We start from the raw sequence: 23,351 nt of genomic DNA on the forward strand, positions 1-23,351 counted from the left end.
AAACAGCCGGGGGCAAACCGCCCCCCGAGGGACGGCTTCCGACATGGGGCGACACAAACATATTCACGTTATTCGGATGAAAAAACAGGCTTTGGTCACAGGGGCCACATCGGGCATCGGACGCGCCACGGCGCTCCGGCTCGCGGCGGAAGGCTACGACATCATAGCGACGGGACGGCGTAGCGAAAGGCTCGAATCGCTCCGCCGCGAAATCGAGGCGGCAGGCGGCCGCTGCACGACGCTCACGTTCGACGTCCGCAGCGAAGAGGCCGTGCGCCGCAATCTCGAACCGCTCGGGCGCGTCGACCTGCTGGTCAACAACGCCGGGCTTGCGGCCGGGCTCGAACACATCGACAAGGGGGACACGGCCGACTGGGACGCCATGATCGACACCAACGTCAAGGGGCTGCTCTATGTCACGCGCGTCATCACCCCCAAGATGGTGGCCGCAGGCGGCGGGCACGTCTTCAACATCGGGTCGATCGCCGGCACGGAACCCTACGAGAACGGCGCCGTATACTGCGCTTCGAAGCACGCCGTGCACGCCATCTCGCAGGCCATGCGCGCCGACCTGCTCGCCAGCGGCATCAAGGTGACGGAGATCCGTCCAGGCATGGTCGAGACAGAGTTCTCCGAGGTGCGCTTCCACGGCGACAAGGAGCGCGCCGACCGGGTTTACGACGGCGTCGAGCCGCTCACCGGCGATGACATCGCCGAGGCGATCGCATGGGCGGCACAATTACCGGCCCATATGACCGTTAATGAAATGGTACTGATGCCCTCGCAGCAGGCGGGCGCATATTACACACACAGAAAAAACTAAATGACTATGACACACATGCTTTTCACCCTGCTCCAGGCAGGATACTACGCCGAACCGGCCTCCGGTGCGGCACACTATTCGGCGGCGACGATGGGAATGTTCGTCCTGATCATCGTCATCGGTATCGCCGGCTACGCCGTGCAGGCACGCCTGCAATCGGTATTCCGCAAATATTCGAAGGTGCAGTTCCCCGGCGGCCTCACGGGCGCCGAGGTGGCCGAGAAGATGCTCCGCGACAACAACATCCATAACGTCAAAGTGACGCACGTGGGCGGCAACCTGACCGACCACTTCAACCCGCAGACGATGACCGTCAACCTGAGCGACAGCGTCTATTCGTCGACGAGCGTCGCAGCGGCAGCCGTGGCGGCGCACGAGTGCGGGCACGCCGTGCAACATGCCCGGGGCTACGCCCCCCTGACGCTGCGCTCGCAGCTGGTACCCATCGTGCAGTTCTCCTCGACCGCCGCCACGTGGGTCATCATCCTCGGACTGGTGATCCTCGCCACGACGCAGAACGAACTGCTGTGCTGGATCGGCGTGGGGCTGATCGCCATGTCGGCGGTCTTCTCGCTGGTGACGCTTCCCGTCGAATACAACGCCTCGGCACGCGCGCTGGAATGGCTGCAGGTCAGCCGCACGATGCAGGGCGCACAGCTCGCACAAGCCCGGGAAGCCCTCTCGTGGGCAGCGCGCACCTACCTCGTAGCAGCCCTCAGCGCCATCGCCTCGGTGCTTTACTACGTCTTCCTGATCCTCGGACGACGCGACTAAACGGCCGATGAATACCCCCGAAAAAGACTACTCCCACCGGGGATGGATCGCGGCCCTGGCGCTGATCGCAGTGCTTGGGGCCGTGAGTTTTATCCCCCCGCAAAGCCTCGGCGGCGTCAAGCTCCGCCGGGCCAACATCCTGTCGGACATCCTGTCGTTCGAGGACGCCGCGGCGGAAGCCGCCGAACCGGCGCTCTTCGACGAGGACGATTTCCACGTCGACATGGCACAGGTCGCCCGGCGCATCGAGGCCGAGCGCATCGAAGCGGACACAGCGCCCCGCCCCGTGCAAACCACCTTCGAATGGCTGCTGCGACAGGACAGCTCCGGCCGCAGGGCGGTAGTCCCCGACACGGTGCGGCTCAACCCGGCGCTCGTGGCGATCGAGCAGTTCGCCCCGGCCGATTCGGGACGTCTCAGGGCATTCTACGACACGCTGCTCTATGCCCGCCGTCCGGTGCGCATCGCCGTACTGGGCGACTCGTTCATCGAAGGCGACATCCTCACGGCCGACCTGCGCGAGAAACTGCAACAGGCCTACGGCGGGGGCGGCGCGGGCTTCGCCCCGATGGCATCGCCCCTGACGGCCTTCCGGCGCACGATCAAAACCCAGTCGAAAGGCTGGACGGCATACAACATCATGCAGCGCAAAGCGGCGCCCCAGAACCTGCGCGGGCACTTCTTCGTCTCGGGCTGGGTGTGCCAGCCCTCGGAGGGCGCCTCCACGCGGTGGGAAAACACCGACTACCGGCAGCGGCTCGACTCCTGCACCGCGGCACGGGTGTTCTTCATCAGCCCCGGCGACAGCCGCATCGAACTGACGCTCAACGATTCGCTCCGCCGCGAATTCGAGGTCGAAGGAGCCGCCGCCGTCCGGCAGGTCACGGTCACGGCGCCCCATATCCGTTCGCTGGCATTCAAGGTGAACTCCGGGACGGAAGGGTTCATCGGCTACGGCGCCGTCTTCGAAGCCGACGGCGTCGTGGTCGACAACTACTCGGTGCGCAGCAACAACGGGCAGGCGATGTTCTGGACAAACCCGTCGGTCAATGCGCAGATCAACGCCCACGCGGGTTACGACCTGGTAATCCTGCAATACGGGCTCAACATCATGCAGACGGGGGTACACAACTACACCAACTACGCCCGACAGATCGAGAAAATGGTCGTCTACGTGCAGCAGTGCTTCCCCACGGCGGCCGTGCTGGTACTGGGCGTGAGCGACCGTTCGGTGAAGACCGACGCAGGCTTCGAACCCATGGATGCCATCCCCTACATGCTCGACTACCAGCGCGGGGCTGCGGAAAACACGGGCGCGGCATTCTGGCCCACGTGCGATGCCATGCGTTCGCTGGGCGGCATGGAACAGTTCGTCGCCAACGGCTGGGCCGGCAAGGACTACACGCACATCAACTACGCCGGCGGGCGCCGCGTGGCCTGGTCGCTCGTCGATGCGATCAACGCCGGGACGTACGAAGCCCATGCCGCCGCTGAAGCCGCACGCATCCGCCGCCAGGCCGAGCAGGCCGTACTCGACAGCACCAGGCTGCTGAAGATCGACCGGGAGATGCTGCCCGTCCGTGCAATCGAAAACCTCAACGCACCCCGGAAATGACACTCCCCGCAACGGACGGCATCATGGAAAAACTGCAGGCGCTGCTCTCGTACGACGCCTCTTCGCCGCTGATTTTCAGCAGCGGGTTGTTCCTGTTCCTCTTCGCCGGGTTCATGCTCATATACAATGCCTTCCGCCGTGCGCCGATGGCCCGCATCGTCTATGTCATCCTCTTTTCGCTCTATTTCTACTACAAATCGAGCGGCATCTATTTCCTGCTGCTCATCTTCGCCGCCACGAGCGACTTCCTCATAGCGCAGGGCATCTACCGCGTGCGGAGCCGCGCCGCGAAACGGTGGCTCGTCGTACTGAGCGTCATGGTGAACCTCGGGATGCTGGGATATTTCAAATACACCAACTTCCTGGTCGACATCGCCAACCAGATGTTCGGGCAGGGGTTCCTCCAATTCCAGAACATCTTCCTGCCGGTCGGCATCTCGTTCTTCGTGTTCCAGTCGATGAGCTACACGATCGACATCTACCGCGGGCAGCTCAAACCGCTCGGCAACTGGTGCGACTACCTGTTCTATCTCTCGTTCTTCCCCCAGCTGGTCGCAGGCCCGATCGTCCGGGCCCGGGACTTCATCCCCCAGATCCGCCGCAACCCGGTCGTCGTGACGCGCGAAATGTTCGGCACGGGAGTCTTCCTGATCCTTACGGGACTCTTCAAAAAGGCGATCATTTCGGACTACATCTCGCTCAATTTCGTCGACCGCATCTTCGACGAGCCGCTGCTCTATTCGGGCTTCGAGTGCCTGGCGGGCATCTACGGCTATGCCTTGCAGATCTACTGCGATTTCTCGGGCTATTCCGACATGGCGATCGGCATCGCCCTGCTGCTGGGCTTCCGCTTTCCCAAGAACTTCGACGCCCCGTACAAGTCGGCCACCATCACCGAATTCTGGCGCAGGTGGCATATCTCGCTCTCCTCGTGGCTGCGCGATTACCTCTACATCTCGCTGGGCGGCAACCGCAAAGGCAAACTGCGCACCTACGGCAACCTGCTCGTCACGATGGTGCTGGGTGGGTTGTGGCACGGTGCGGCGATCCGTTTCATCCTCTGGGGCACGCTGCATGGCGTAGCGCTGGCGCTGCATAAACTGTGGATGGCCGTCGTCCCGGGGGCCAAGGCCACCGGGGCGCAGATGCACTGGTGGAGCCGTGCGGCGGGCGTCTTCTTCACGTTCAACCTCGTCTGCCTGGGCTGGCTGATGTTCCGCGCCGAGTCGATGCAGACCGTCGAACTGATGCTGCACCAGATCTTCTCCAACTTCAACGTCCCGATGATCCCGCAGGTCATCGCGGGCTACGCGGGTGTCTTCGCCCTGATCGGTGCGGGCTACCTGCTCCACCTCATGCCGGGCTGCGTCGACCGCGCGGCACAGCGCCTGGTAGCCAACGCCCCGCTGGTGTTGCAGATCGTGATGGCCGCCGCGATGATCTGGTGCGTGATGCAGATCAAATCGAGCGACATACAACCGTTCATATACTTTCAGTTTTAAAATGCGTATGACGGCCGCCTTGCATCCCGGTATGTTCTTCCCGCGGCCGACGGCCGTGTTTGCAAGTCTGACCCCACCCCAAGCCCCTGCCGAGAGAGGGCTTCCCGCAATGCGGCAAAAACAACCCACAGCCATTTACGACAAATCCATCGACCCATGTATACTTTCGACCACGGCCTGTTCATGGCCCTCAATTTCGACGGCGGCCCCCTGTTCGACCGCGTAATGCTCACCGTCTCGGGCACGGCGATGTGGCTGCCGCTCTATGCATTGATCCTGTGGCTGGTATGGCGCCGCAGCGGCTGGCGGGGCATGTCGGTTTTCCTGGTGCTGATGCTCCTCGCCCTGGGGCTGTCGGACATAGTCTCGGGCATCTTCAAGCACAACGGCCTGCTGGGCGACTTGTTGCCGCAGCTCGAACCGCGGCCGCGGCCGATGTTCACCCCCACGCTCGAAGGGCTGGAGATCACGCCCGACTCGCTGCGCGCCCTTCGCAGTGCGGCAGTGCCGCACGACTGGGCGGTACACGTCCCGCCCGAGGCCGTAAGCGGCATGTACGGCACCGTCTCGGCACACGCGGCCACGATCGTCGCGGTGGCCGTGCTTTCATGCGGCGCAATCCGCCGCAAGTGGTTCACCGCCCTGATGGTCGTCTGCACCGTCGTCATCTGCTATTCGCGCATCTACCTGGGCAAGCATTTCCCGATGGATCTCGTATGGGGCACGCTCGTGGGCTCCGTACTGGGCTACGCCGCCCTGCGGGGCTACCGCAGGCTGGCACAGAGCCGGAACAGACGATTCACCCACCCCCGGTGAAGCATATTTGCGCAGAATTTATTAACTTTGCACGGTCAATAGTCCAAACATTCAAAAACACAGGATATGAGTATCGAACTCAGTGAACAGGAACAGCTCCGGAGGCAGTCGCTTGCAGCCCTGCGCGAGCTCGGCATCGACCCCTATCCCGCCGCCCGCTATGAGGTGACGGCCACGGCACGGGAGATCGCCGACAACTACGACGAGGCCCGAGGCAACTACCAGGACGTCCGCATCGCAGGCCGCATCATGTCGCGCCGCATCATGGGCAGCGCCTCGTTCTTCGAATTGCAGGATCACACGGGCCGCATCCAGGTCTACATCCGCCGCGACGACGTCTGCCCCGAAGGAGACCCCACGCTATACAACACGGTGTTCAAGAAACTGCTCGACATCGGCGATTTCATCGGCGTCGAGGGCTTCGCGTTCCACACCAACACGGGCGAACTGTCGGTGCACTGCCGCAAGTTCACGGTGCTCTCGAAGTCGATCCGCCCGCTGCCCGTCGTCAAGGCCAAGGACGGCCAGACGTTCGACGCCTTCACCGACCCCGAAGTCCGCTACCGCCAGCGCTACGTCGACCTGGTGGTGAACCCGCAGGTGCGCGACGTATTCGTCCGGCGCGCCAAGATCGTCGCCACGATGCGCCAGTTCTTCAACGAGCGCGGCTACGTCGAGGTGGAGACCCCGATCCTGCAGCCGATTCCGGGCGGCGCCTCGGCACGCCCGTTCATCACGCACCACAATGCGCTCGACATCGACCAGTACCTGCGCATCGCCAGTGAGCTGTACCTCAAGAAACTGATCGTCGGCGGATTCGACGGCGTATACGAGTTTGGCAAGAATTTCCGCAACGAGGGCATGGATCGCACGCACAACCCCGAATTCACCGTCATGGAGATTTACGTGGCCTACAAGGACTACCTCTGGATGATGGAGTTCACCGAGCAGATGCTCGAACGGGTGGCCGTGGCCGTGAACGGCACGACGGAGCTGACGCTCGACGGCAAGCAGATCTCGTTCAAGGCACCGTTCCGCCGCCTGACGATGACCGACGCCATCCGCGAGAAAACGGGCTACGACATCACGGGGCAGAGCGAGGAGCAGCTCCGCGAAGCCTGCAAGCGCCTCGGCGTCGAAATCGACGACACGATGGGCAAGGGCAAGCTGATCGACGCCATCTTCGGGCAGTACTGCGAGGAGGAGTTGATCCAGCCCACGTTCGTGTGCGATTACCCGCGCGAAATGTCGCCGCTATGCAAGCGTCACCGCTCGAACCCCGACCTCACGGAACGTTTCGAACTGTTCGTGAACGGCAAGGAGCTGTGCAACGCCTACTCGGAGCTCAACGACCCGATCGACCAGCTGGAACGCTTCCAGGAGCAGCTGCGGCTGAGCGAAAAGGGCGACGACGAGGCCATGTTCATCGACATGGATTTCGTACGCGCACTGGAATACGGCATGCCGTCGTGCTCGGGCATGGGCATAGGCATCGACCGCCTCACGATGTTCATGACCGACCAGGCTTCGATCCAGGACGTGCTCTTCTTCCCGCAGATGCGCCCCGAAAAAAAGGTCGTGAACGACCCCGTGGAGAAATACACCGCCGCCGGCATCCCCGAAGAGTGGGTGCCCGTCATCCAGAAAATGGGTTACATCACGGTCGAGGCACTGAAGAAACTCGCCCCGGGCAAGTTCTTCAACGACCTGTGCGGCTTCAACAAAAAGAACAAGCTCGGCCTGAAGGCCCCCTCGATCGAAGAGGTCAAAAGATGGTGCGAGGAATAACGTGACAATTCGGATTTTAACAATAAAAACCTAAGAAAATGAGAAAGAAAATTGTTGCCGGCAACTGGAAGATGAATACGCTTCCCGCCGAAGGTGTAGAACTGGCCAAAGGCATCGTAGCCGGCCGCGGCGAGGTGTGCTCGTGCGTCAACTTCATCGTGTGCCCCCCCTTCACGCACCTTTCGCAGGTCGCCGAAGCACTCAAGGGTTCGGACATCGCCCTCGGGGCACAGGACTGCGCCACGGAGGCCAAAGGCGCCTATACGGGCGAGATCGCCGCATCGATGATCGCGGCGCTGGGTTGCAAATACGTGATCCTCGGCCACTCGGAGCGCCGCCAGTACTACGGCGAAACCTCCGCTACGCTTAACAAGAAGATGGCGCAGGCTTACGCCAACGGCCTGACCCCGATCTACTGCGTAGGCGAGAACCTCGAAGAGCGCGAGGCCGGCAAACACTTCGACGTGGTGAAGGCCCAGATCGAGGAGGTGGTTTACAACCTCACCGAAGAGGAGTACAAGAACCTCGTGATCGCATACGAGCCCGTATGGGCTATCGGCACCGGCAAGACCGCCTCGGCCGAGCAGGCACAGGAAATCCACGCTTACATCCGCCAGGTGCTGGCAGCCAAATTCGGCGCAGCAGCACAGGATACCGCCATCCTCTACGGTGGTTCGTGCAAGCCCTCGAACGCACCGGAGCTCTTCGCCAAGGAAGACGTCGACGGCGGCCTGATCGGCGGCGCAGCCCTCAAGGCAGAAGATTTCCTCGGCATCGGCAAAGGCTTCGCAAAATAAACCGACTCCGACACACAGAACGAATCCCCGGAACGTTGCAAGTTCCGGGGATTTTTTCAAACTTTCCTTGAAAACTATTGGCCCGCACGAAGCCGGAAGAGGGACATGAAAGCGGAAAGTCCCGATAAGGGCACCCTTGCCCAAGTCTATCTGCTCCGCCCGGTACTCCCGCACCTCCGGGCACAGATACCCAAGGTCGAAAACATAAAGATGCCGGTCGACTACGGGATCGAAAAGCCCCGGTCGTCCGTCCGAACCGGCAGGCAACCGCCCTCCCCGGCAAACAAGCAACCGATGCCCGGCCAAAAAGCAGGGCTCACGGCAAGACCCGGCATCCCGGACAAAAAAAAGGGACGCCCCCGATGTGGGGCGTCCCTTTTTCTGACTGCAGACGCGAATTTACATCTTCTTGCCTACGTTGGTTTTCTTGGCAACCTTCGGGGCTGCAACCTTGGCAGCCTTCGGAGCCGCGGGTTTTGCAGCCTTCGGAGCGGCAGCCTTTTTCGGTGCGGCCTTCTTGGCTTCGCCTTCCACGACCGTAGCCTCCTCGACCGCGTCGGTCTTCTTGGCTGCGGGCTTGCGCGAACGGCGCGTCTTGGGCTTGGCTTCGGCAGCTGCTGCGGGAGCGATGCCCAGCGTGTAAGCGTCGTTGAAGTCAACGAACTCGATGATGCACATGTCGGCAGCATCGCCCAGGCGGAAGCCGGTCTTCAGGATGCGAGTATAGCCGCCCGGACGCTCGGCGATCTTCGGAGCGATAGTGCGGAACAACTCGGTTACGGCCTCTTTCTGCTTGAGGTACGAGAAGACGATGCGGCGCGAGTGCGTCGAGTCGTCCTTCGACTTGGTCACCAGCGGTTCGATGAACTGGCGAACGGCCTTGGCTTTGGCAACGGTGGTCTCGATACGCTTGTGCAGGATGAGCGACGAAGCCATATTCGACATCAACGCTTTACGGTGTCCTGCCTGGCGGCCAAGGTGGTTGAAATTCTTATTGTGTCTCATAATTAATCTTTGTCAAGTTTGTAGATTGATACGTCCATACCGAACTTCAGGTTGAGCGAGGTCAGCAGCTCGTCGAGCTCCGTCAGCGATTTCTTACCGAAGTTGCGGAACTTCAGCAGGTCATTGCGGTTGAGCTTCACGAGGTCTCCCACGGTGTCCACATCTGCGGCTTTCAGGCAGTTCAGGGCACGGACGCTCAGATCCTGATCCGAAAGCTTGGTCTTCAGCAGCTGGCGCATGTGGAGTACATCCTCATCGAACTCTTCGGTACCGTTGGTATCCTCCATGTTGACGGTGATCTTCTCGTCGGAGAAGAGCATGAAGTGCTGGATAAGGATCTTTGCAGCCTCTTTCAGAGCCTCTTTGGGGTGAATCGACCCGTCGGTAGTAATCTCCAGGTTCAACTTCTCGTAGTCGGTCTTCTGCTCGACACGGTAGTTGTCGATGGAATACTTTACGTTCTTGATCGGCGTGAAGATCGAGTCGATCGGAAGGGTGCCGAACTCGCACTCGGCGGGGGTATTCTCCTCTGCCGAAACGTAACCGCGCCCCTTACCGATCGTGAGGGTCATCTGCAGCTTCGTGCCGGGCGCGAGGTGGCAGATCACCAGATCGGGGTTCAACACCTTGAAGAACGAAAGGTAATTTGAAATATATCCGGCAGTCAGCTCCGTCACACCCGCAACGTTAATGGAAACCTTCTCGGCATCCTGATTATCGACTGTGCGGATAAAACGAACCTGCTTCAGATTGAGGATGATGTTCAACATATCCTCCATCACGCCGGGGATAGCGGCAAACTCGTGGTCGACACCGGCTACCTTGACAGTCGTGATCGCGTAACCCTCGAGCGAGGAGAGCAGAATACGACGCAAAGCGTTACCGACAGTCATACCGAATCCGGGCTCCAGCGGTCGGAATTCGAATTTCCCGAACGACGAAGTGGATTCAAGCATAATAACCTTTTCAGGTTTCTGGAATGCTAATATTGCCATAATATATTCAGTTTGTTTGATTACTACTTCGAGTACAACTCGACGATGAGCTGCTCCTTGATGTTCTCGGGGATCTCCTCGCGCTCAGGCTTCTGCAGGAACTTGCCGCTCATCGAGGCATTGTCCCACTCAAGCCAAGCATAGCGGCTCTTCGAACCGCCGGCCAGAGATGCCGAGATCACTTCCAGGCTCTTCGACTTCTCGCGAACGGACACCACGTCACCCGCACGCAGCGAGTACGAGGGGATGTTCACGACGCTGCCATTCACGCAGATGTGGCAGTGCGAAACGAGCTGGCGGGCAGCTGCACGCGTCGGGGCGATACCCAAGCGGTAAACAACATTGTCCAGGCGGCATTCGAGCAGCTTCAGCAGGTTCTCGCCCGTGATACCGCCCATACGCGCAGCCTGGTCGTAGGTGCGTGCGAACTGCTTTTCGAGCAGGCCGTACGTATACTTTGCCTTCTGCTTCTCGCTCAACTGCGTGCCGTACTCCGACACCTTCTTGCGCTTGCGCGCCAGACCGTGCTGTCCGGGAGGAAAGTTGCGTTTCTCAAGCACCTTGTCCGCCCCGTAAATAGCTTCGCCGAACTTTCTGGCGATCTTCGATTTTGGTCCTATGTATTTTCCCATTGTTTTGACTTTTTTAAAACCTTAGAAATATTCCTTACCACGACGCAAATTATACGCGGCGGCGGTTAGGAGCACGGCAACCGTTATGCGGCAGCGGCGTAACGTCGATGATCTCCATCACCTCGATACCGGCGCCGTGGATGGTGCGCACGGCCGACTCACGTCCGGCGCCCGGGCCCTTGACATACACTTTCACCTTGCGCAGGCCCATGTCGTAAGCGACCTTTGCGCAGTCGGCCGAAGCGGTCTGTGCTGCATACGGAGTATTCTTCTTCGAACCACGGAAACCCATCTTACCGGCCGACGACCAGCTGATGACGTCACCCACCTCGTTGGTGATGGTGATGATTACGTTGTTGAAAGTGGAGTGAACGTAGGCATTGCCAACGGCACCGACCTTAACAACCTTTTTCTTAACTGTTCCAGTTTTCTTTGCCATAATTCTCTAAAGATTACTTTGTTGCCTTTTTCTTGTTTGCGACAGTCTTCTTGCGGCCCTTACGGGTACGTGCGTTGTTCTTGGTCGACTGACCGCGAACGGGAAGACCCAGGCGGTGACGGATGCCGCGGTAGCAGCCGATATCCATCAGACGCTTGATGTTGAGCTGGACGGCCGAACGGCATTCGCCCTCGACTTTGATACCCAGGTCAGCGATCGTCGAACGGATCGCACCGACCTGGTCGTCCGACCAATCCTGGACTTTGAGGTCGTAGCTGATGCCAGCGACCTCGAGAATCTTGCGGGCCGTCGAACGACCGATACCGTAGATATAGGTCAGGCCGATCTCGCCCCTTTTATTTTTTGGTAAATCTACACCGACTATACGTGCCATATAAAATCTTTTTCTTTTTTACTAAACCGTTTAAACATTACCCTTGGCGCATTTTAAACTTGGGATTCTTCTTGCAAATGACGTAGAGTTTCCCCTTACGCTTCACAATCTTGCAATCCTCGCTTCTTTTCTTGATGGATGCTTTTACTTTCATGATTTTCAAGCAATCTAATGTTATTTGTACCGGAAAGATATACGCCCCTTCGTCAGGTCATAGGGCGTCATCTCCACTTTTACCTTATCTCCGGGAAGGATCTTGATGTAGTGCATACGCATCTTCCCCGAGATGTGGGCGGTGAGCACGTGGCCGTTGTCCAGCTCGACGCGGAACATCGCGTTGGACAAGGCTTCGATAATCGTACCGTCCCTTTCAATAGCAGCCTGTTTTGCCATAGAGTCTTACTTGTTTATTGCCTGTTCGATGATACTAAAGTCCGTCAGCACGTCGGGCCCGTCCTTACGAACCGCAACGGCGAACTCGTAGTGCGCCGCGGGTTTATGGTCGCGCGTGCGGACTGTCCAGCCATCCCTTTCAAAAACCACCGCTTTGGTACCCATATTTATCATGGGCTCGATACAGATGACCATTCCTTCCTTGAGGAGCGGCCCCCTGCCGCGTGCTCCGTAATTGGGGACACCGGGGTCTTCGTGCATTTTCCGACCCAACCCATGTCCTTCCAATTCCCGCACCACACCGTAGCCGAAACTTTCGGCGTACTCTTGCACGGCTGCCGACACGTCGCCTACGCGGTTGCCGGCCTTAGCCTGTGCCGTACCTTTATAAAGAGCCTCTTTGGTGACCTCCATCAGCTGCCTAACTTCCCCGGCAACCTCTCCAACGGCGAACGTATACGCCGAATCACCAACAAACCCCTTCATAAACGTACCGCAATCGACCGAAACGATGTCGCCCTCTCTGAGGACGCATTTCGAGGATGGGATACCGTGAACTACCTGTTCGTTTACCGATATACACAACGAAGCGGGAAATCCCTGATACCCGAGGAAGGCGGGAACTGCTCCGTGTGCGCGGATAAAATCCTCGGCAACCGAGTCCAAAAACTTGGTGGTGACACCCGGCCGGATGTGGCGACCCACTTCCGCCAGTGTCTTCGACACCAGGATGTTGTTCTCGCGGAGCAGCTCTATCTCCTCGCCTGTCTTTAAATATATCATTCTCTTCGTTAAGAACTCTTCGGGAAAAACTCCTAATGACGACCCTGGATACGTCCGGTCTTCATCAGACCATCGTAATGACGCATCAGCAGGTAGCTCTCGATCTGCTTCAGAGTGTCGAGCACCACGCCGACCATGATCAGCAGCGACGTACCTCCGTAGAAGTAGGCGAACGCCTGCTGGATGCCCAGGAACTTCATCGCCAGCGCGGGCAGGATCGCCACGATGGCCAGGAAGAACGAGCCGGGGAGCGTGATACGCGTCATGATGGTGTCGATGTAGTTCACGGTCTGCTTACCCGGTTTCACACCCGGGATAAAGCCGCCGTTTCGCTTCATGTCATCGGCCATCATTTGGGGGTTGATGATAATCGCGGTGTAGAAGTAGGTGAACGCGATTACCAGCACTGCAAGCGTGAAGTTGTACCAGAAACCGGTCATCGAGCTGAAAGCAGCTGCGAAGGCCGTACCGGAGAACAACGCCGGGATAAACATCAGAGCCTGCGCGAAGATGATGGGCATCACATTCGCAGCATTCATCTTCAGGGGGATGTACTGACGTACACCGCCGTACTGTTTGTTACCGACGATACGCTTTGCATACTGTACAGGCACCTTGCGGACAGCCTGTACCAGGGCGATCGTAGCCATGAAGACCAGGAACAGCAACACCAGCTCGAGGATAAGCATGATGGCGCTACCGCTGGCGGTCTGGAAACGCGCGTTGACCTCGGCCAACAGGGCGTGGGGCAGACGGGCCACGATACCGATCATGATTATCAGCGAGATACCGTTGCCGATACCCTTGTCCGTGATCTTCTCGCCGAGCCACATAATGAACATGGTACCGGCGATGAGGATCGTCGTCGCATAGGCTACGAAGCCGAACGAGTTGCCGTAAACGAATGCAGAGGGCACCTGATGGTACAGGTTGGCGATGTACGCCGGGCCCTGGAGGATCAGCACGCCGATGGTAAGGAAGCGCGTCCACTGATTCATTTTGCGGCGGCCGCTTTCACCTTCCTTCTGCATCTTCTGGAAATACGGGATCATCATACCCATGAGCTGGATGATGATGGAGGCGGTGATGTACGGCATGACTCCGAGTGCAAAGATGGCCGCATTGCCGAATGCACCGCCGGAAAAGACGTTCAACAGACCCAGAAGTCCGTTGCCGTCGAGCTGGCTGGCAAGCGCCGACCCCTCGCCCAGGGCGTTGGGGTTGATACCCGGAATCACCACGAAACTACCCAAGCGGTAGACCAGCAGCAGCCCGATCGTGTAGATCACACGTTTGCGCAGCTCCTCGATCTTGTAGATATTCTTGAGCGTTTCAACCAATTTCTTGTTGGTCGCCAAAAGAGCGATTACCACTAAAAAGACGATACCAACAACGAGATACTGATTCATAATTTTCGGTTTCTAGGGTTCTTACAGTTTTTCGACGCTGCCGCCGGCTGCCACGATAGCCGCCTCGGCGCTCTTCGAGAATGCGTGAGCCTTTACGCTCAGCGCCTTGGTAACCGCACCGTTACCGAGGATTTTCACCTTGTCGTTCGACGAGATGAAACCTGCGGCCACGAGCGTGTCGACCGTGATCTCGGAGAGCGACTTCTTGGCTGCCAGCTCCTCGAGCGTCGAGAGGTTGATAGCCTTGAATTCGACGCGCTTCAGGTTGGTGAAACCGAACTTGGGAAGACGACGCTGAAGAGGCATCTGACCGCCCTCGAAGCCCAGTTTACGCGAGTAACCCGAGCGCGACTGCGCACCCTTATGGCCACGCGTGGCCGTGCCACCGTGACCCGAACCTGCACCGCGACCGATTCGCTTGTCGTGGTGCGTTGAACCCTTTGCAGGTTTGAGATTATTGAGTTCCATCGTAAAAATTACTTCTTAGCTGTTAAACTTATTCTGCGGCCTCGGCAGCTTCGGCTTTCTTGGCCTTGGGTGCTGCAGCCTTCTTTACGGCTACCTCCTCTACTTTGACGAGGTGCTTCACGCGCTCGATCATACCCTTGATGATCGCCGAGTCGTCGTGCTCGACGCTCGCGTTGATCTTCTTCAGCCCCAGCGCGTCGAGGTTCTTGCACTGGCGCTCGGTAGCGCCGATGCGGCTTTTGACCTGGGTGATTTTCAATCTTGCCATTTGTCTCTACAAAATTAACCGTTAAACACCTTGTCCATCGAGATGCCGCGCAGACGGGCGATGCTGTGTGCATCACGCAGTTCGCACAGGGCGCCGATGGTTGCCTTCACCAGGTTGTGGGGGTTCGACGAACCCTTGCTCTTGGCAAGCACGTTCTTCACGCCCACCGACTCCAGCACGGCACGCATGGCACCGCCGGCGATGATACCCGTACCGGGGGCGGCCGGGCGGATCATGACGAGCGAACCGCCGTAACGGAGCTCCTGCTTATGGGGAATCGTACCGTTGATAACGGGGATCTTCACCAGGTTCTTCTTTGCGTCCTCCACGCCCTTGGCGATGGCCGACTGAACCTCCGAAGCCTTGCCCAGGCCGTAGCCCACGACACCGTCCTCGTTACCTACGACGACAATGGCCGAGAAACTGAATGTGCGACCTCCCTTGGTTACCTTGGTAACACGCTGAATGCTTACGAGTCTGTCCTTAAGCTCGAGGTCGCTGGTGCGTACTTTCTTTATGTTGGTATTTGACATAATCGCTTAGAATTTAAGACCGCCTTCGCGTGCTGCTTCGGCCAGCTGTTTAACTCTTCCGTGATACAGGTAGCCGTTGCGGTCGAACGCTACGGTAGAAATGCCTTTGGCGGCAGCGCGCTCGGCGGCCAGTTTACCCACCAGGGCGGCCACGTCGCACTTGTTCTTGCCGGCGGCGGCTTCCGCCACCTCCTTGTCCAGCGAGGATGCCGTGGCCAGGGTCACACCTGCGAGGTCATCAATAAACTGCACGTAGATCTGCTTGTTGCTACGATATACAGTCATGCGAGGCTGTTCGGGCGTACCGCTCACGATCTTGCGGATACGCATCTTGATCCTCTCTCTTCTTTCTATCTTGTTCAGTGACATAACTCTAAACTATTTACTATTTAGCACCTGCTGATTTACCCGCCTTGCGACGCAGCTGTTCGCCGACGAACTTGATACCCTTGCCCTTGTACGGCTCCGGCTTGCGCAGCGAACGGATCTTGGCAGCGACCTGGCCGACGAGCTGCTTGTCCATGCTCTTCAGCGTTACGATCGGGTTGCCCTTCTTCTCCGTCACGGCCGTAGCGGTAACCTCCTTGGGAAGCATGAAATGCGTATCGTGCGAATAACCGAGGCTCATTTCGAGGATCTGGCCCTTGACTTCGGCCTTGAAACCGACGCCCACGAGCTCCTGTTTGATTTCATAACCCTTCGACACACCGACGACCATGTTGTTGATCAGCGCACGGTACAGGCCGTGCAGCGAACGGTGGCGGGGCTGGTTGGTAGGACGCGATACGAGCACGGCGGGAGCCTCGTTGCCCGTGTGAACGTCCTTGTGCGTGCCGACCTCTACCTTGATGTCCGAGTCAACTTTCTGGCTCAGCGTCCCGAGTGGCCCTTTCACGCTTACCACATTGTCGGCCGAAACCTCTACGGTAACGCCGGCGGGCAGGTTTACAGGTAATTTACCAATTCTTGACATTGTTCTTGCGTTTAAAAATTTCCGTTAGTAGATGTAGCACAGCACCTCGCCGCCCACGTTTTCCTTGCGGGCCTTGGCGTCGGTCATGATGCCTTTCGAAGTCGACAGGATAGCGATGCCCAGGCCGTTCAGCACGCGGGGCATATCCCCCACCGAGACATACTGGCGAAGGCCGGGACGGCTCACGCGCTTCAGGTCTTTGATGGCGTTGCCCTTGGTGGCAGCGTCCCACTTGAGCGCGATTTTGATCGACGGGTGACCTTTCTCGTCGGTGTCGAATTTGTAAGCGAGGATGTAACCCTGCTCGTAAAGAATCTTAGTGATTTCCTGCTTAATTTTTGAGCCAGGAGCTTCAACCACCTTGTGGTTGGCTTTCACTGCGTTTCTAATTCTGGTCAGAAAGTCCGCAATAGGATCAGTCATAACGAATAGAAGTTAAAAATTAAAGTAATAAGTTAATTATTTGTTCTTCAGCACCTTGGAATCCACCCGGATTCACCGCCGCCTCGGATGTTTCATTGTTTTGCGCCTCATTCCCAGCGCCTTCGCGCCCTTCGCACGGGGGTTACGCCCGGGGTATAAAGCGCGCAAATATACGTATAATTTCTCAAAAAACCAAGCTAACGCCCTGTTTTCGGCGTTTTTAGGCCCCGGCCCCGGAATACGGACAATGTTAGCACGGATGCGTTGCTAACATAACCCGTACAAATCCCCGTTCGGCAATGCTGCCGATGACCCTTCGGAAGAGAGCCGCCGCAATCGGCGATACCCCTCCCCGGCCCTTCGGTCGAGAAATTTGTAACCAAATGCCTAACCCCTCGATTTCCGCCCCGCCGCCGAGAAGTTACCGCTTGCGGCGGCACTTTCCTCGACATTGCGACGTAACTACTCGGGTTCTGCACCCATATAAGCCCCGATTCCTTCGGAAAGAGGGAACGGCAGGCAGCCCGGCGGCCGCACCATCGTCCCGGCATTTCACCGCCCGGTACAGGAACTGCTCCTGTCCGGCCTTTTCCCACGGGCATACGCCCTCAGCATCCAGACTCGTTTCCGGGATTCTCCGCCGCCGCGCAGGTCGGCGCACCCGCACCTCCTGCGCCGGCCGCAGCCCTGCGGCCACGGACTCGCCTCCCGGCAGAAAAACGGATTTTCGGATACCGGGATTCCCGGCATCCGAAAATATTACCAGCTTGCTTTCTTCACGCCGGGAATCAGGCCCTTCGAAGCCATCTCGCGGAACTGGATACGGCTGATGCCGAACAGGCGGATGTAGCCTTTGGGACGGCCCGTGATCTTGCAGCGGTTGTGCTGGCGGATGGGGTTCGAGTTGCGGGGCAGTTTCGACAGTGCGATCCAAGCCTCCTCGTGATCCATCTCACCGCTCTTCACCTTGGCAGCAATCTCCTCGCGCTTGTGAGCATAGCGGTTTGCGAGTTTCACGCGTTTTACCTCGCGTGCCTTCATTGACTCTTTTGCCATAGCTTATTGATTCTTTTTAGCGTTTTTGAAAGGGAGGCCGAATTCGCGGAGCAGGGCATACGCCTCCTCGTCGGTCTTGGCCGTGGTAACGAACGTAATCTCCATACCGAAGATCTTGGTGATCTTATCGATGTCGATCTCCGGGAAGATGATCTGCTCGGTGATGCCGAGGGTATAGTTACCCTGGCCGTCGAACTTCTCATTGATACCCTTGAAATCGCGGATACGGGGAAGTGCCACGGCGATCAGGCGCTGGAGGAATTCGTACATCTTCGTATCGCGCAGCGTCACGCGCACGCCGATCGGCATGCCCTTGCGCAGCTTGAAGTTGGAGATGTCCTTGCGCGAACGCGTCTGCACGGCTTTCTGACCCGTGATCTGCGTCAGCTCGGCCTCGGCCACGTCGATGAGTTTCTTATCGGCGACAGCCTGTCCCATACCCTGGTTGATAACGATCTTCGTGAGCTTCGGGCACTGCATAACGCTCGAGTAACCGAACTCCTTCATAAGGGCAGCTACGATCTGCTCCTTATACTGTGTCTTGAGTGTAGGTACGTATGCCATTATTTGATCTCCTCCCCTGACTTTTTAGCGTAACGGACTAATTTACCTTTTGCATTGAGCCTGCGACCGACTTTGGTGGGTTTACCGCCTTTGGGGTCGAGCACCTGCAGGTTCGATACGTGGATCGGCGCTTCTTTCTCGACGATACCACCCTGGGGGTTCTGCGCATTGGGTTTGGTGGCCTTCTTGCAAAGGTTCACCCCCTCGACGATGGCACGCTGCTTTTCAGCTTCGACCTTCAGGACTTTGCCCTGCTGGCCCTTGTTGTCACCGGCGATGACCTGCACCATATCCCCTTTCTTAATATGTAATTTCACTGACATATCCGAAATTGTTTTTATGATTACAATACTTCGGGTGCGAGGGAGATAATCTTCATATACTGGTCGCGCAGCTCACGAGCTACGGGGCCGAATATACGAGTACCGCGCATTTCACCCTGGTTGTTAAGCAGCACCACGGCGTTGTCGTCGAAACGAATGTACGAACCGTTGGCACGTCTGATTTCCTTGGTCGTCCTTACGACGACTGCTTTCGACACGGCACCCTTCTTGACATCGCCCGAAGGAGTCGCGCTCTTGACAGCCACCACAATCTTATCGCCGATAGATGCGTAGCGGCGTTTGGTACCGCCCAGCACCCGGATGCAGAGAACTTCCTTTGCACCGCTGTTATCAGCTACTACGAGTCTACTTTCCTGCTGTATCATAATTACTTAGCTCTTTCAATAATTTGTACTAATCTCCAACGCTTCGTTTTGCTCAGCGGGCGGGTCTCCATGATACGGACGGTGTCGCCTTCCTTGCAGGTCTCGTCGAGTGACTCGGCGACGAACTTCGTCGTCTTGTTGACGAACTTGCCGTAGATCGGATGCTTCACCTTACGTGCTACTGCAACCACAATGGTTTTCTCCATCTTGTTGCTGACAACCACCCCAATACGCTCTTTTCTAAGATTTCTTTCCATAGCTATTCCTTATTAGGCGTTTTTTTGACGCAGGATTGTCAGCATACGAGCTATATCTCTGCGGTTTTTCTTAATGATAGAAGGGTTCTCGACGGGGGACACCGCGTGCTGCACCTTCAGCTTTGCAAGCTGAGCCTTCTCAGTCTCGATGCGCTCCTGCAGGTCTTTGATCGAAATATCCTTGATTTCTGCACTTTTCATCTTGTCGTCTCGTTAGATTGTGGTTTCGACGTAGTCACGCCTTACGATAAACTTGGTGGTAATGGGCAGTTTCTGGGCACCCAGGCGGAGCGCTTCCTGCGCCACTTCCAGGGGCACGCCCTCTGCCTCGAAGAGAATACGGCCGGGAGTAACGGGCGCCACGAACCCTTCGGGATTACCCTTACCCTTACCCATACGCACCTCGGCGGGCTTCTTCGTGATGGGTTTATCGGGGAAGATGCGGATCCAGAGCTGGCCTTCACGCTTCATGTAACGGGTGATGGCCTGACGCGCCGCCTCTATCTGACGACCTGTGATCCATGCGGATTCAAGTGCTTTGATTGCGAACGAACCGGTTGCAAGTTGGTTTCCTCTCTGAGCAATACCCTTCATGCGACCTTTCTGCATTCTCCTAAATTTGGTCTTTTTCGGCTGTAACATTGTTGTTTTGCTTTAAAAAGGTCCGACTTACTTATTATTGTTGTTGCGACGACGGTCACCGCCACGATCGCCGCGGTCACGCCGGTCTCCGCGACGGTCGCCGCGGCCACGACGGTCGCCGCGGTCGCCACGCTCACCGCGGTCGCCCGAGGGAGCCTGCGCCGATGCGCCTGCGATTTCGAACAGGTCGCGCTTGCCGTACACGATGCCCTGGCAGATCCAGACCTTCACACCCAGGATACCCACTTTGGTGAGCGCCTCGGTCAGGCAGAAATCCACGTCGGCACGGAACGTGTGCAGCGGAATACGACCCTCCTTTATAGTTTCGCTGCGGGCCATTTCGGCGCCGCCTACACGGCCGGAAACCTGGATCTTGATACCCTCGGCACCCATGCGCATGGTCGACGCTACGGCCGTCTTCACGGCGCGGCGGAACGATACGCGGCCCTCCAGCTGGCGGGCGATGTTCTGGCCGACGATCACGGCATCCACCTCGGGGCGCTTCACCTCGAAGATGTTGATCTGGATCTCCTTGCCGGTGAGCTTCTTCAACTCTTCCTTCAGTTTGTCGACCTCCTGGCCGCCCTTGCCGATGATGATACCCGGACGAGCGGTGGAAATGGTCACCGTAACCAGCTTCAGCGTACGCTCGATGATGATCTTCGAGATGCTTGCCTTGGCCAGACGGACATTCAGGTATTTGCGGATCTTGGCGTCCTCGACCAGCTTCTCGGAGAAGTCCTTGCCGCCGAACCAGTTGGAATCCCAACCGCGGATGATACCAAGACGATTTGCTATCGGATTAACTTTCTGTCCCATCTGATTACTTGTTTTCTACGGTTACCATTTTGTCAACTACGATCGTCACGTGGTTCGAACGCTTGCGGATTCGGTGAGCGCGGCCCTGGGGCGCAGCCTGAATACGCTTCAGCATGCGGCCGCCGTCTACGAACACCTCTTTTACACACAGTTTCGTGTCTTCCAGACGCTCGTTCTCGTTCTTGGCCTCCCAGTTGGCGATTGCCGACTTGAGAAGTTTCTCCATGCGGATCGACGCCTCCTTCTTCGAAAAACGAAGGATGCCCAATGCCTTGTTGATCTCCACGCCGCGGATGATGTCGGCCACCAGGCGCATCTTGCGGGGAGAGGTCGGGCAATCACGCAGAATAGCGATTGCCTTCTGCTTCTTTTCAGCCTTGATTTTCTCGGCTTTTATTGCTTTTCTTGCACCCATTTTCTACCTATTTTTTCTTGTTACCTGCGTGACCGCGGAAGTTACGGGTGGGGGCAAACTCACCGAGCTTGTGCCCTACCATGTTCTCTGTTACATACACCGGAATAAACTTGTTTCCGTTGTGGACAGCGATCGTCTGACCTACGAAATCAGGCGAGATCATACTTGCACGCGACCAAGTTTTGATGACCGACTTTTTGTTGCCTTCCGCCTGGGCGACTACTTTCGCTTCGAGCTTGGGGTCGATAAACGGTCCTTTTTTTAATGAACGGCTCATTATGTACTCTTATTTAATTATTTTTTCTTCTTGGAAATAATAAACTTCGAGGTCGTCTTCTTCGGGTTGCGAGTCTTGTAACCCTTAGCCAGCAGACCCTTGCGCGAACGGGGGTGACCACCGGATGCACGGCCTTCACCACCACCCATCGGGTGATCCACGGGGTTCATCACCACGCCGCGGTTGCGCGGACGGCGGCCGAGCCAACGCTCACGACCTGCCTTGCCGGAGCTTTCGAGGCTGTGGTCGACATTCGACACGACGCCTACCGTAGCACGGCAAGTTACGAGTACCATACGAGTCTCGCCCGAGGGCAGCTTGATGATGGCGAATTTGCCCTCACGAGCCAGCAACTGGGCGTAAGAACCGGCGGAACGAGCCATGGCGGCTCCCTGGCCGGGGTAGAGTTCGATATTGTGGATGACCGTACCCAGCGGAATCTCGCTCAGGAAGAGCGTGTTTCCGACCTCGGGAGCAACGCCTGCGCCGCTCATTACGGTCTGGCCCACCTGGAGGCCGTTCGGTGCGATGATGTAGCTTTTCTCACCGTCGGCGTATACCAGAAGTGCAATACGTGCAGTACGATTGGGGTCGTACTCGACAGATTTTACAGTTGCAGCAATGCCGTCCTTCGTGCGCTTGAAGTCGATGTTACGATACATCTGCTTGTGACCGCCGCCGATATAGCGAACCGTCATCTTACCAGAGTTGTTACGTCCACCCGAGCTCTTCTTGGGGCTGAGCAACGATTTCTCAGGCTTGTTCGTCGTGATTTCCTCGAACGTACCGATAATCTTATGTCTCGTACCTGCGGTAACAGGTTTAAATTTTTTTACTGCCATCTCCGTTAGATATTACTGTAAAAATCTATCTTATCTCCGTCCTTCAAGGTGACGATAGCCTTCTTGAAGTTGTTAGCGCGACCCTCCAAGAGACCGGCCTTGGTGTAGCGGCTCTTGAGTTTGCCCATGTAGTTCACGGTGTTCACATCCGTCACGACGACGTTGTACATCTGTTCTACGGCATTGCGAATCTGCAGCTTGTTAGCCCTCACGTCAACGATAAAACCGTAGCGATTCAACTTTTCGCCCTGAATCGTCATTTTCTCGGTCAAAACCGGCTTAATAATAATTTCCATTGTGTGTCTTGCGTTTTTAAGCTAACATCGTATTCAATACATTCTCAGCGCCTTCCACCATCACGATCGCCGAAGCGTTCATCACGTCGTACGTGCAGACGTTCTGCGCCAGCACGGGCTGTACGTAGGGGAGGTTGCGGCACGAGAGCTGAAGGTTTGCATTGGACTCCGGGAGAACCAGCAGCACCTTTTTGTCGGCTACTTTCAGCGCATCGGCCAGGGCAACGACGGCCTTGGTCTTGGGGGCATCCATCGAGATGGGCTCCACTACGCTGATGACGCCGGCCTGTGCCTTGTAGGTCAGTGCGCTGCGGCGGGCCAGCTGCTTGAGCTTCTTGTTGAGCTTGAAGCTGTAATCGCGGGGCTGGGGGCCGAAGATGCGTCCGCCGCCCGGGAAGAGGGGGGACTTGATGCTGCCGGCACGGGCACCGCCGGTGCCTTTCTGGCGCTTGAGCTTACGCGTCGAACCGGCAACCTCGTTGCGCTGCTTCGACTTGTGCGTACCCTGGCGCTGGTCAGCGAGATACTGCTTCACGTCCAGGTAGATAGCGTGGTCATTAGCCTCCACGCCGAAAACGGCATCCGAAAGGACTACCTTACGACCCGTTTCCTTTCCTTGTGTGTTTAAAACAGCTAATTCCATA

35 protein-coding genes are annotated in these 23,351 nt (G+C 57.6%); 7 read left to right on the top strand and 28 right to left on the bottom strand.

Annotation, left to right across the window (positions count from 1 at the left end; translation table 11 throughout):
• Positions 1-76 precede the first annotated feature (76 nt).
• From NQ559_RS05090 to tpiA, 7 genes are all read left to right on the top strand, one after another.
• On the top strand, positions 77-823 hold the full coding sequence (locus NQ559_RS05090) for an SDR family NAD(P)-dependent oxidoreductase (protein ID WP_026318479.1): 747 nt from the start codon (positions 77-79) through the stop codon (positions 821-823).
• A gap of 6 nt (positions 824-829) precedes the next feature.
• Positions 830-1,597: a zinc metallopeptidase gene (locus tag NQ559_RS05095; RefSeq protein WP_022332138.1), complete on the top strand. Its 768-nt coding sequence runs from the start codon at positions 830-832 to the stop codon at positions 1,595-1,597.
• A 7-nt stretch (positions 1,598-1,604) separates the two neighbouring features.
• The gene (locus NQ559_RS05100; RefSeq protein WP_018696442.1) at positions 1,605-3,212 is read left to right on the top strand and encodes an SGNH/GDSL hydrolase family protein; all 1,608 of its coding nucleotides are present in this window, start codon (positions 1,605-1,607) and stop codon (positions 3,210-3,212) included.
• Positions 3,209-4,714, top strand: coding sequence for an MBOAT family O-acyltransferase (locus NQ559_RS05105; RefSeq protein WP_018696443.1), 1,506 nt, complete (start codon positions 3,209-3,211; stop codon positions 4,712-4,714). The genes NQ559_RS05100 and NQ559_RS05105 overlap by 4 nt, the downstream gene beginning before the upstream one ends.
• A gap of 156 nt (positions 4,715-4,870) precedes the next feature.
• A complete protein-coding gene (locus NQ559_RS05110) occupies positions 4,871-5,530 on the top strand; it encodes a phosphatase PAP2 family protein (protein ID WP_018696444.1) in 660 nt (219 codons plus the stop codon).
• Between the two features lie 66 nt (positions 5,531-5,596).
• Positions 5,597-7,318, top strand: coding sequence for a lysine--tRNA ligase (lysS, locus tag NQ559_RS05115; protein ID WP_018696445.1), 1,722 nt, complete (start codon positions 5,597-5,599; stop codon positions 7,316-7,318).
• A 38-nt stretch (positions 7,319-7,356) separates the two neighbouring features.
• The gene (gene tpiA / locus NQ559_RS05120; RefSeq protein WP_026318480.1) at positions 7,357-8,115 is read left to right on the top strand and encodes a triose-phosphate isomerase; all 759 of its coding nucleotides are present in this window, start codon (positions 7,357-7,359) and stop codon (positions 8,113-8,115) included.
• Positions 8,116-8,514: 399 nt separating this feature from the next.
• On the opposite strand, the gene rplQ is transcribed toward tpiA, so the two are convergent.
• From rplQ to rplD, 28 genes are all read right to left on the bottom strand, one after another.
• On the bottom strand, positions 8,515-9,120 hold the full coding sequence (gene rplQ / locus NQ559_RS05125; RefSeq protein WP_026318481.1) for a 50S ribosomal protein L17: 606 nt from the start codon (positions 9,118-9,120) through the stop codon (positions 8,515-8,517).
• A gap of 2 nt (positions 9,121-9,122) precedes the next feature.
• Positions 9,123-10,115, bottom strand: a complete 993-nt coding sequence (locus tag NQ559_RS05130) for a DNA-directed RNA polymerase subunit alpha (protein ID WP_026318482.1) — start codon at positions 10,113-10,115, stop codon at positions 9,123-9,125.
• A gap of 23 nt (positions 10,116-10,138) precedes the next feature.
• Positions 10,139-10,747 carry a 30S ribosomal protein S4 gene (gene rpsD / locus NQ559_RS05135; protein WP_018696449.1) on the bottom strand — a complete coding sequence of 203 codons (609 nt, stop codon included), beginning with the start codon at positions 10,745-10,747 and terminating at the stop codon, positions 10,139-10,141.
• Positions 10,748-10,796: 49 nt separating this feature from the next.
• Positions 10,797-11,186: a 30S ribosomal protein S11 gene (gene rpsK, locus NQ559_RS05140; protein ID WP_009597689.1), complete on the bottom strand. Its 390-nt coding sequence runs from the start codon at positions 11,184-11,186 to the stop codon at positions 10,797-10,799.
• A 13-nt stretch (positions 11,187-11,199) separates the two neighbouring features.
• Positions 11,200-11,580, bottom strand: a complete 381-nt coding sequence (gene rpsM, locus NQ559_RS05145) for a 30S ribosomal protein S13 (protein ID WP_018696450.1) — start codon at positions 11,578-11,580, stop codon at positions 11,200-11,202.
• A 37-nt stretch (positions 11,581-11,617) separates the two neighbouring features.
• Positions 11,618-11,734, bottom strand: a complete 117-nt coding sequence (ykgO, locus tag NQ559_RS05150) for a type B 50S ribosomal protein L36 (protein WP_010262443.1) — start codon at positions 11,732-11,734, stop codon at positions 11,618-11,620.
• A gap of 20 nt (positions 11,735-11,754) precedes the next feature.
• Positions 11,755-11,973, bottom strand: coding sequence for a translation initiation factor IF-1 (infA, locus tag NQ559_RS05155; RefSeq protein ID WP_009597667.1), 219 nt, complete (start codon positions 11,971-11,973; stop codon positions 11,755-11,757).
• Positions 11,974-11,979: 6 nt separating this feature from the next.
• A complete protein-coding gene (gene map, locus NQ559_RS05160; RefSeq protein WP_018696451.1) occupies positions 11,980-12,756 on the bottom strand; it encodes a type I methionyl aminopeptidase in 777 nt (258 codons plus the stop codon).
• 32 nt (positions 12,757-12,788) lie between these two features.
• Positions 12,789-14,165 (bottom strand): preprotein translocase subunit SecY, encoded by a 1,377-nt coding sequence (secY, locus tag NQ559_RS05165; protein ID WP_018696452.1) that lies wholly within the window; start codon positions 14,163-14,165, stop codon positions 12,789-12,791.
• A gap of 21 nt (positions 14,166-14,186) precedes the next feature.
• Entirely contained in the window at positions 14,187-14,633 is a 447-nt protein-coding gene (gene rplO / locus NQ559_RS05170; protein WP_018696453.1) for a 50S ribosomal protein L15, read from the bottom strand.
• A 28-nt stretch (positions 14,634-14,661) separates the two neighbouring features.
• Complete coding sequence (rpmD, locus tag NQ559_RS05175; protein ID WP_022332128.1) at positions 14,662-14,901, bottom strand: 50S ribosomal protein L30; 240 nt, start codon at positions 14,899-14,901, stop codon at positions 14,662-14,664.
• Positions 14,902-14,915: 14 nt separating this feature from the next.
• Positions 14,916-15,434 (bottom strand): 30S ribosomal protein S5, encoded by a 519-nt coding sequence (gene rpsE, locus NQ559_RS05180; RefSeq protein WP_018696455.1) that lies wholly within the window; start codon positions 15,432-15,434, stop codon positions 14,916-14,918.
• A gap of 6 nt (positions 15,435-15,440) precedes the next feature.
• Entirely contained in the window at positions 15,441-15,803 is a 363-nt protein-coding gene (rplR, locus tag NQ559_RS05185) for a 50S ribosomal protein L18 (RefSeq protein WP_022332127.1), read from the bottom strand.
• A 16-nt stretch (positions 15,804-15,819) separates the two neighbouring features.
• Positions 15,820-16,407 carry a 50S ribosomal protein L6 gene (gene rplF / locus NQ559_RS05190; RefSeq protein ID WP_022332126.1) on the bottom strand — a complete coding sequence of 196 codons (588 nt, stop codon included), beginning with the start codon at positions 16,405-16,407 and terminating at the stop codon, positions 15,820-15,822.
• Between the two features lie 24 nt (positions 16,408-16,431).
• Positions 16,432-16,830 carry a 30S ribosomal protein S8 gene (rpsH, locus tag NQ559_RS05195; protein WP_022332125.1) on the bottom strand — a complete coding sequence of 133 codons (399 nt, stop codon included), beginning with the start codon at positions 16,828-16,830 and terminating at the stop codon, positions 16,432-16,434.
• A 759-nt stretch (positions 16,831-17,589) separates the two neighbouring features.
• Positions 17,590-17,886, bottom strand: coding sequence for a 30S ribosomal protein S14 (gene rpsN, locus NQ559_RS05200; protein ID WP_022332123.1), 297 nt, complete (start codon positions 17,884-17,886; stop codon positions 17,590-17,592).
• A gap of 3 nt (positions 17,887-17,889) precedes the next feature.
• A complete protein-coding gene (gene rplE / locus NQ559_RS05205; RefSeq protein ID WP_018696460.1) occupies positions 17,890-18,450 on the bottom strand; it encodes a 50S ribosomal protein L5 in 561 nt (186 codons plus the stop codon).
• Positions 18,450-18,773 (bottom strand): 50S ribosomal protein L24, encoded by a 324-nt coding sequence (gene rplX, locus NQ559_RS05210; protein WP_022332121.1) that lies wholly within the window; start codon positions 18,771-18,773, stop codon positions 18,450-18,452. Before rplX ends, rplE begins: the two co-directional genes overlap by 1 nt.
• Positions 18,774-18,793: 20 nt before the next feature.
• The gene (gene rplN / locus NQ559_RS05215) at positions 18,794-19,159 is read right to left on the bottom strand and encodes a 50S ribosomal protein L14 (protein ID WP_018696462.1); all 366 of its coding nucleotides are present in this window, start codon (positions 19,157-19,159) and stop codon (positions 18,794-18,796) included.
• 2 nt (positions 19,160-19,161) lie between these two features.
• Positions 19,162-19,416: a 30S ribosomal protein S17 gene (gene rpsQ, locus NQ559_RS05220; RefSeq protein ID WP_009597655.1), complete on the bottom strand. Its 255-nt coding sequence runs from the start codon at positions 19,414-19,416 to the stop codon at positions 19,162-19,164.
• A 12-nt stretch (positions 19,417-19,428) separates the two neighbouring features.
• Positions 19,429-19,617, bottom strand: a complete 189-nt coding sequence (rpmC, locus tag NQ559_RS05225; protein WP_009597619.1) for a 50S ribosomal protein L29 — start codon at positions 19,615-19,617, stop codon at positions 19,429-19,431.
• A 12-nt stretch (positions 19,618-19,629) separates the two neighbouring features.
• Positions 19,630-20,058: a 50S ribosomal protein L16 gene (gene rplP / locus NQ559_RS05230; RefSeq protein WP_022332120.1), complete on the bottom strand. Its 429-nt coding sequence runs from the start codon at positions 20,056-20,058 to the stop codon at positions 19,630-19,632.
• A 27-nt stretch (positions 20,059-20,085) separates the two neighbouring features.
• Positions 20,086-20,877, bottom strand: a complete 792-nt coding sequence (gene rpsC / locus NQ559_RS05235) for a 30S ribosomal protein S3 (RefSeq protein ID WP_018696464.1) — start codon at positions 20,875-20,877, stop codon at positions 20,086-20,088.
• A 4-nt stretch (positions 20,878-20,881) separates the two neighbouring features.
• Positions 20,882-21,292 (bottom strand): 50S ribosomal protein L22, encoded by a 411-nt coding sequence (rplV, locus tag NQ559_RS05240; RefSeq protein WP_018696465.1) that lies wholly within the window; start codon positions 21,290-21,292, stop codon positions 20,882-20,884.
• A 7-nt stretch (positions 21,293-21,299) separates the two neighbouring features.
• A complete protein-coding gene (rpsS, locus tag NQ559_RS05245) occupies positions 21,300-21,569 on the bottom strand; it encodes a 30S ribosomal protein S19 (RefSeq protein ID WP_009597568.1) in 270 nt (89 codons plus the stop codon).
• 17 nt (positions 21,570-21,586) lie between these two features.
• On the bottom strand, positions 21,587-22,411 hold the full coding sequence (gene rplB / locus NQ559_RS05250; protein ID WP_018696466.1) for a 50S ribosomal protein L2: 825 nt from the start codon (positions 22,409-22,411) through the stop codon (positions 21,587-21,589).
• Between the two features lie 5 nt (positions 22,412-22,416).
• A complete protein-coding gene (gene rplW / locus NQ559_RS05255) occupies positions 22,417-22,707 on the bottom strand; it encodes a 50S ribosomal protein L23 (RefSeq protein WP_018696467.1) in 291 nt (96 codons plus the stop codon).
• Positions 22,708-22,723: 16 nt separating this feature from the next.
• On the bottom strand, positions 22,724-23,350 hold the full coding sequence (rplD, locus tag NQ559_RS05260; protein WP_018696468.1) for a 50S ribosomal protein L4: 627 nt from the start codon (positions 23,348-23,350) through the stop codon (positions 22,724-22,726).
• Position 23,351: the final 1 nt, after the last annotated feature.

This window comes from Alistipes onderdonkii, assembly GCF_025145285.1.
GTDB lineage: Bacteria > Bacteroidota > Bacteroidia > Bacteroidales > Rikenellaceae > Alistipes > Alistipes onderdonkii.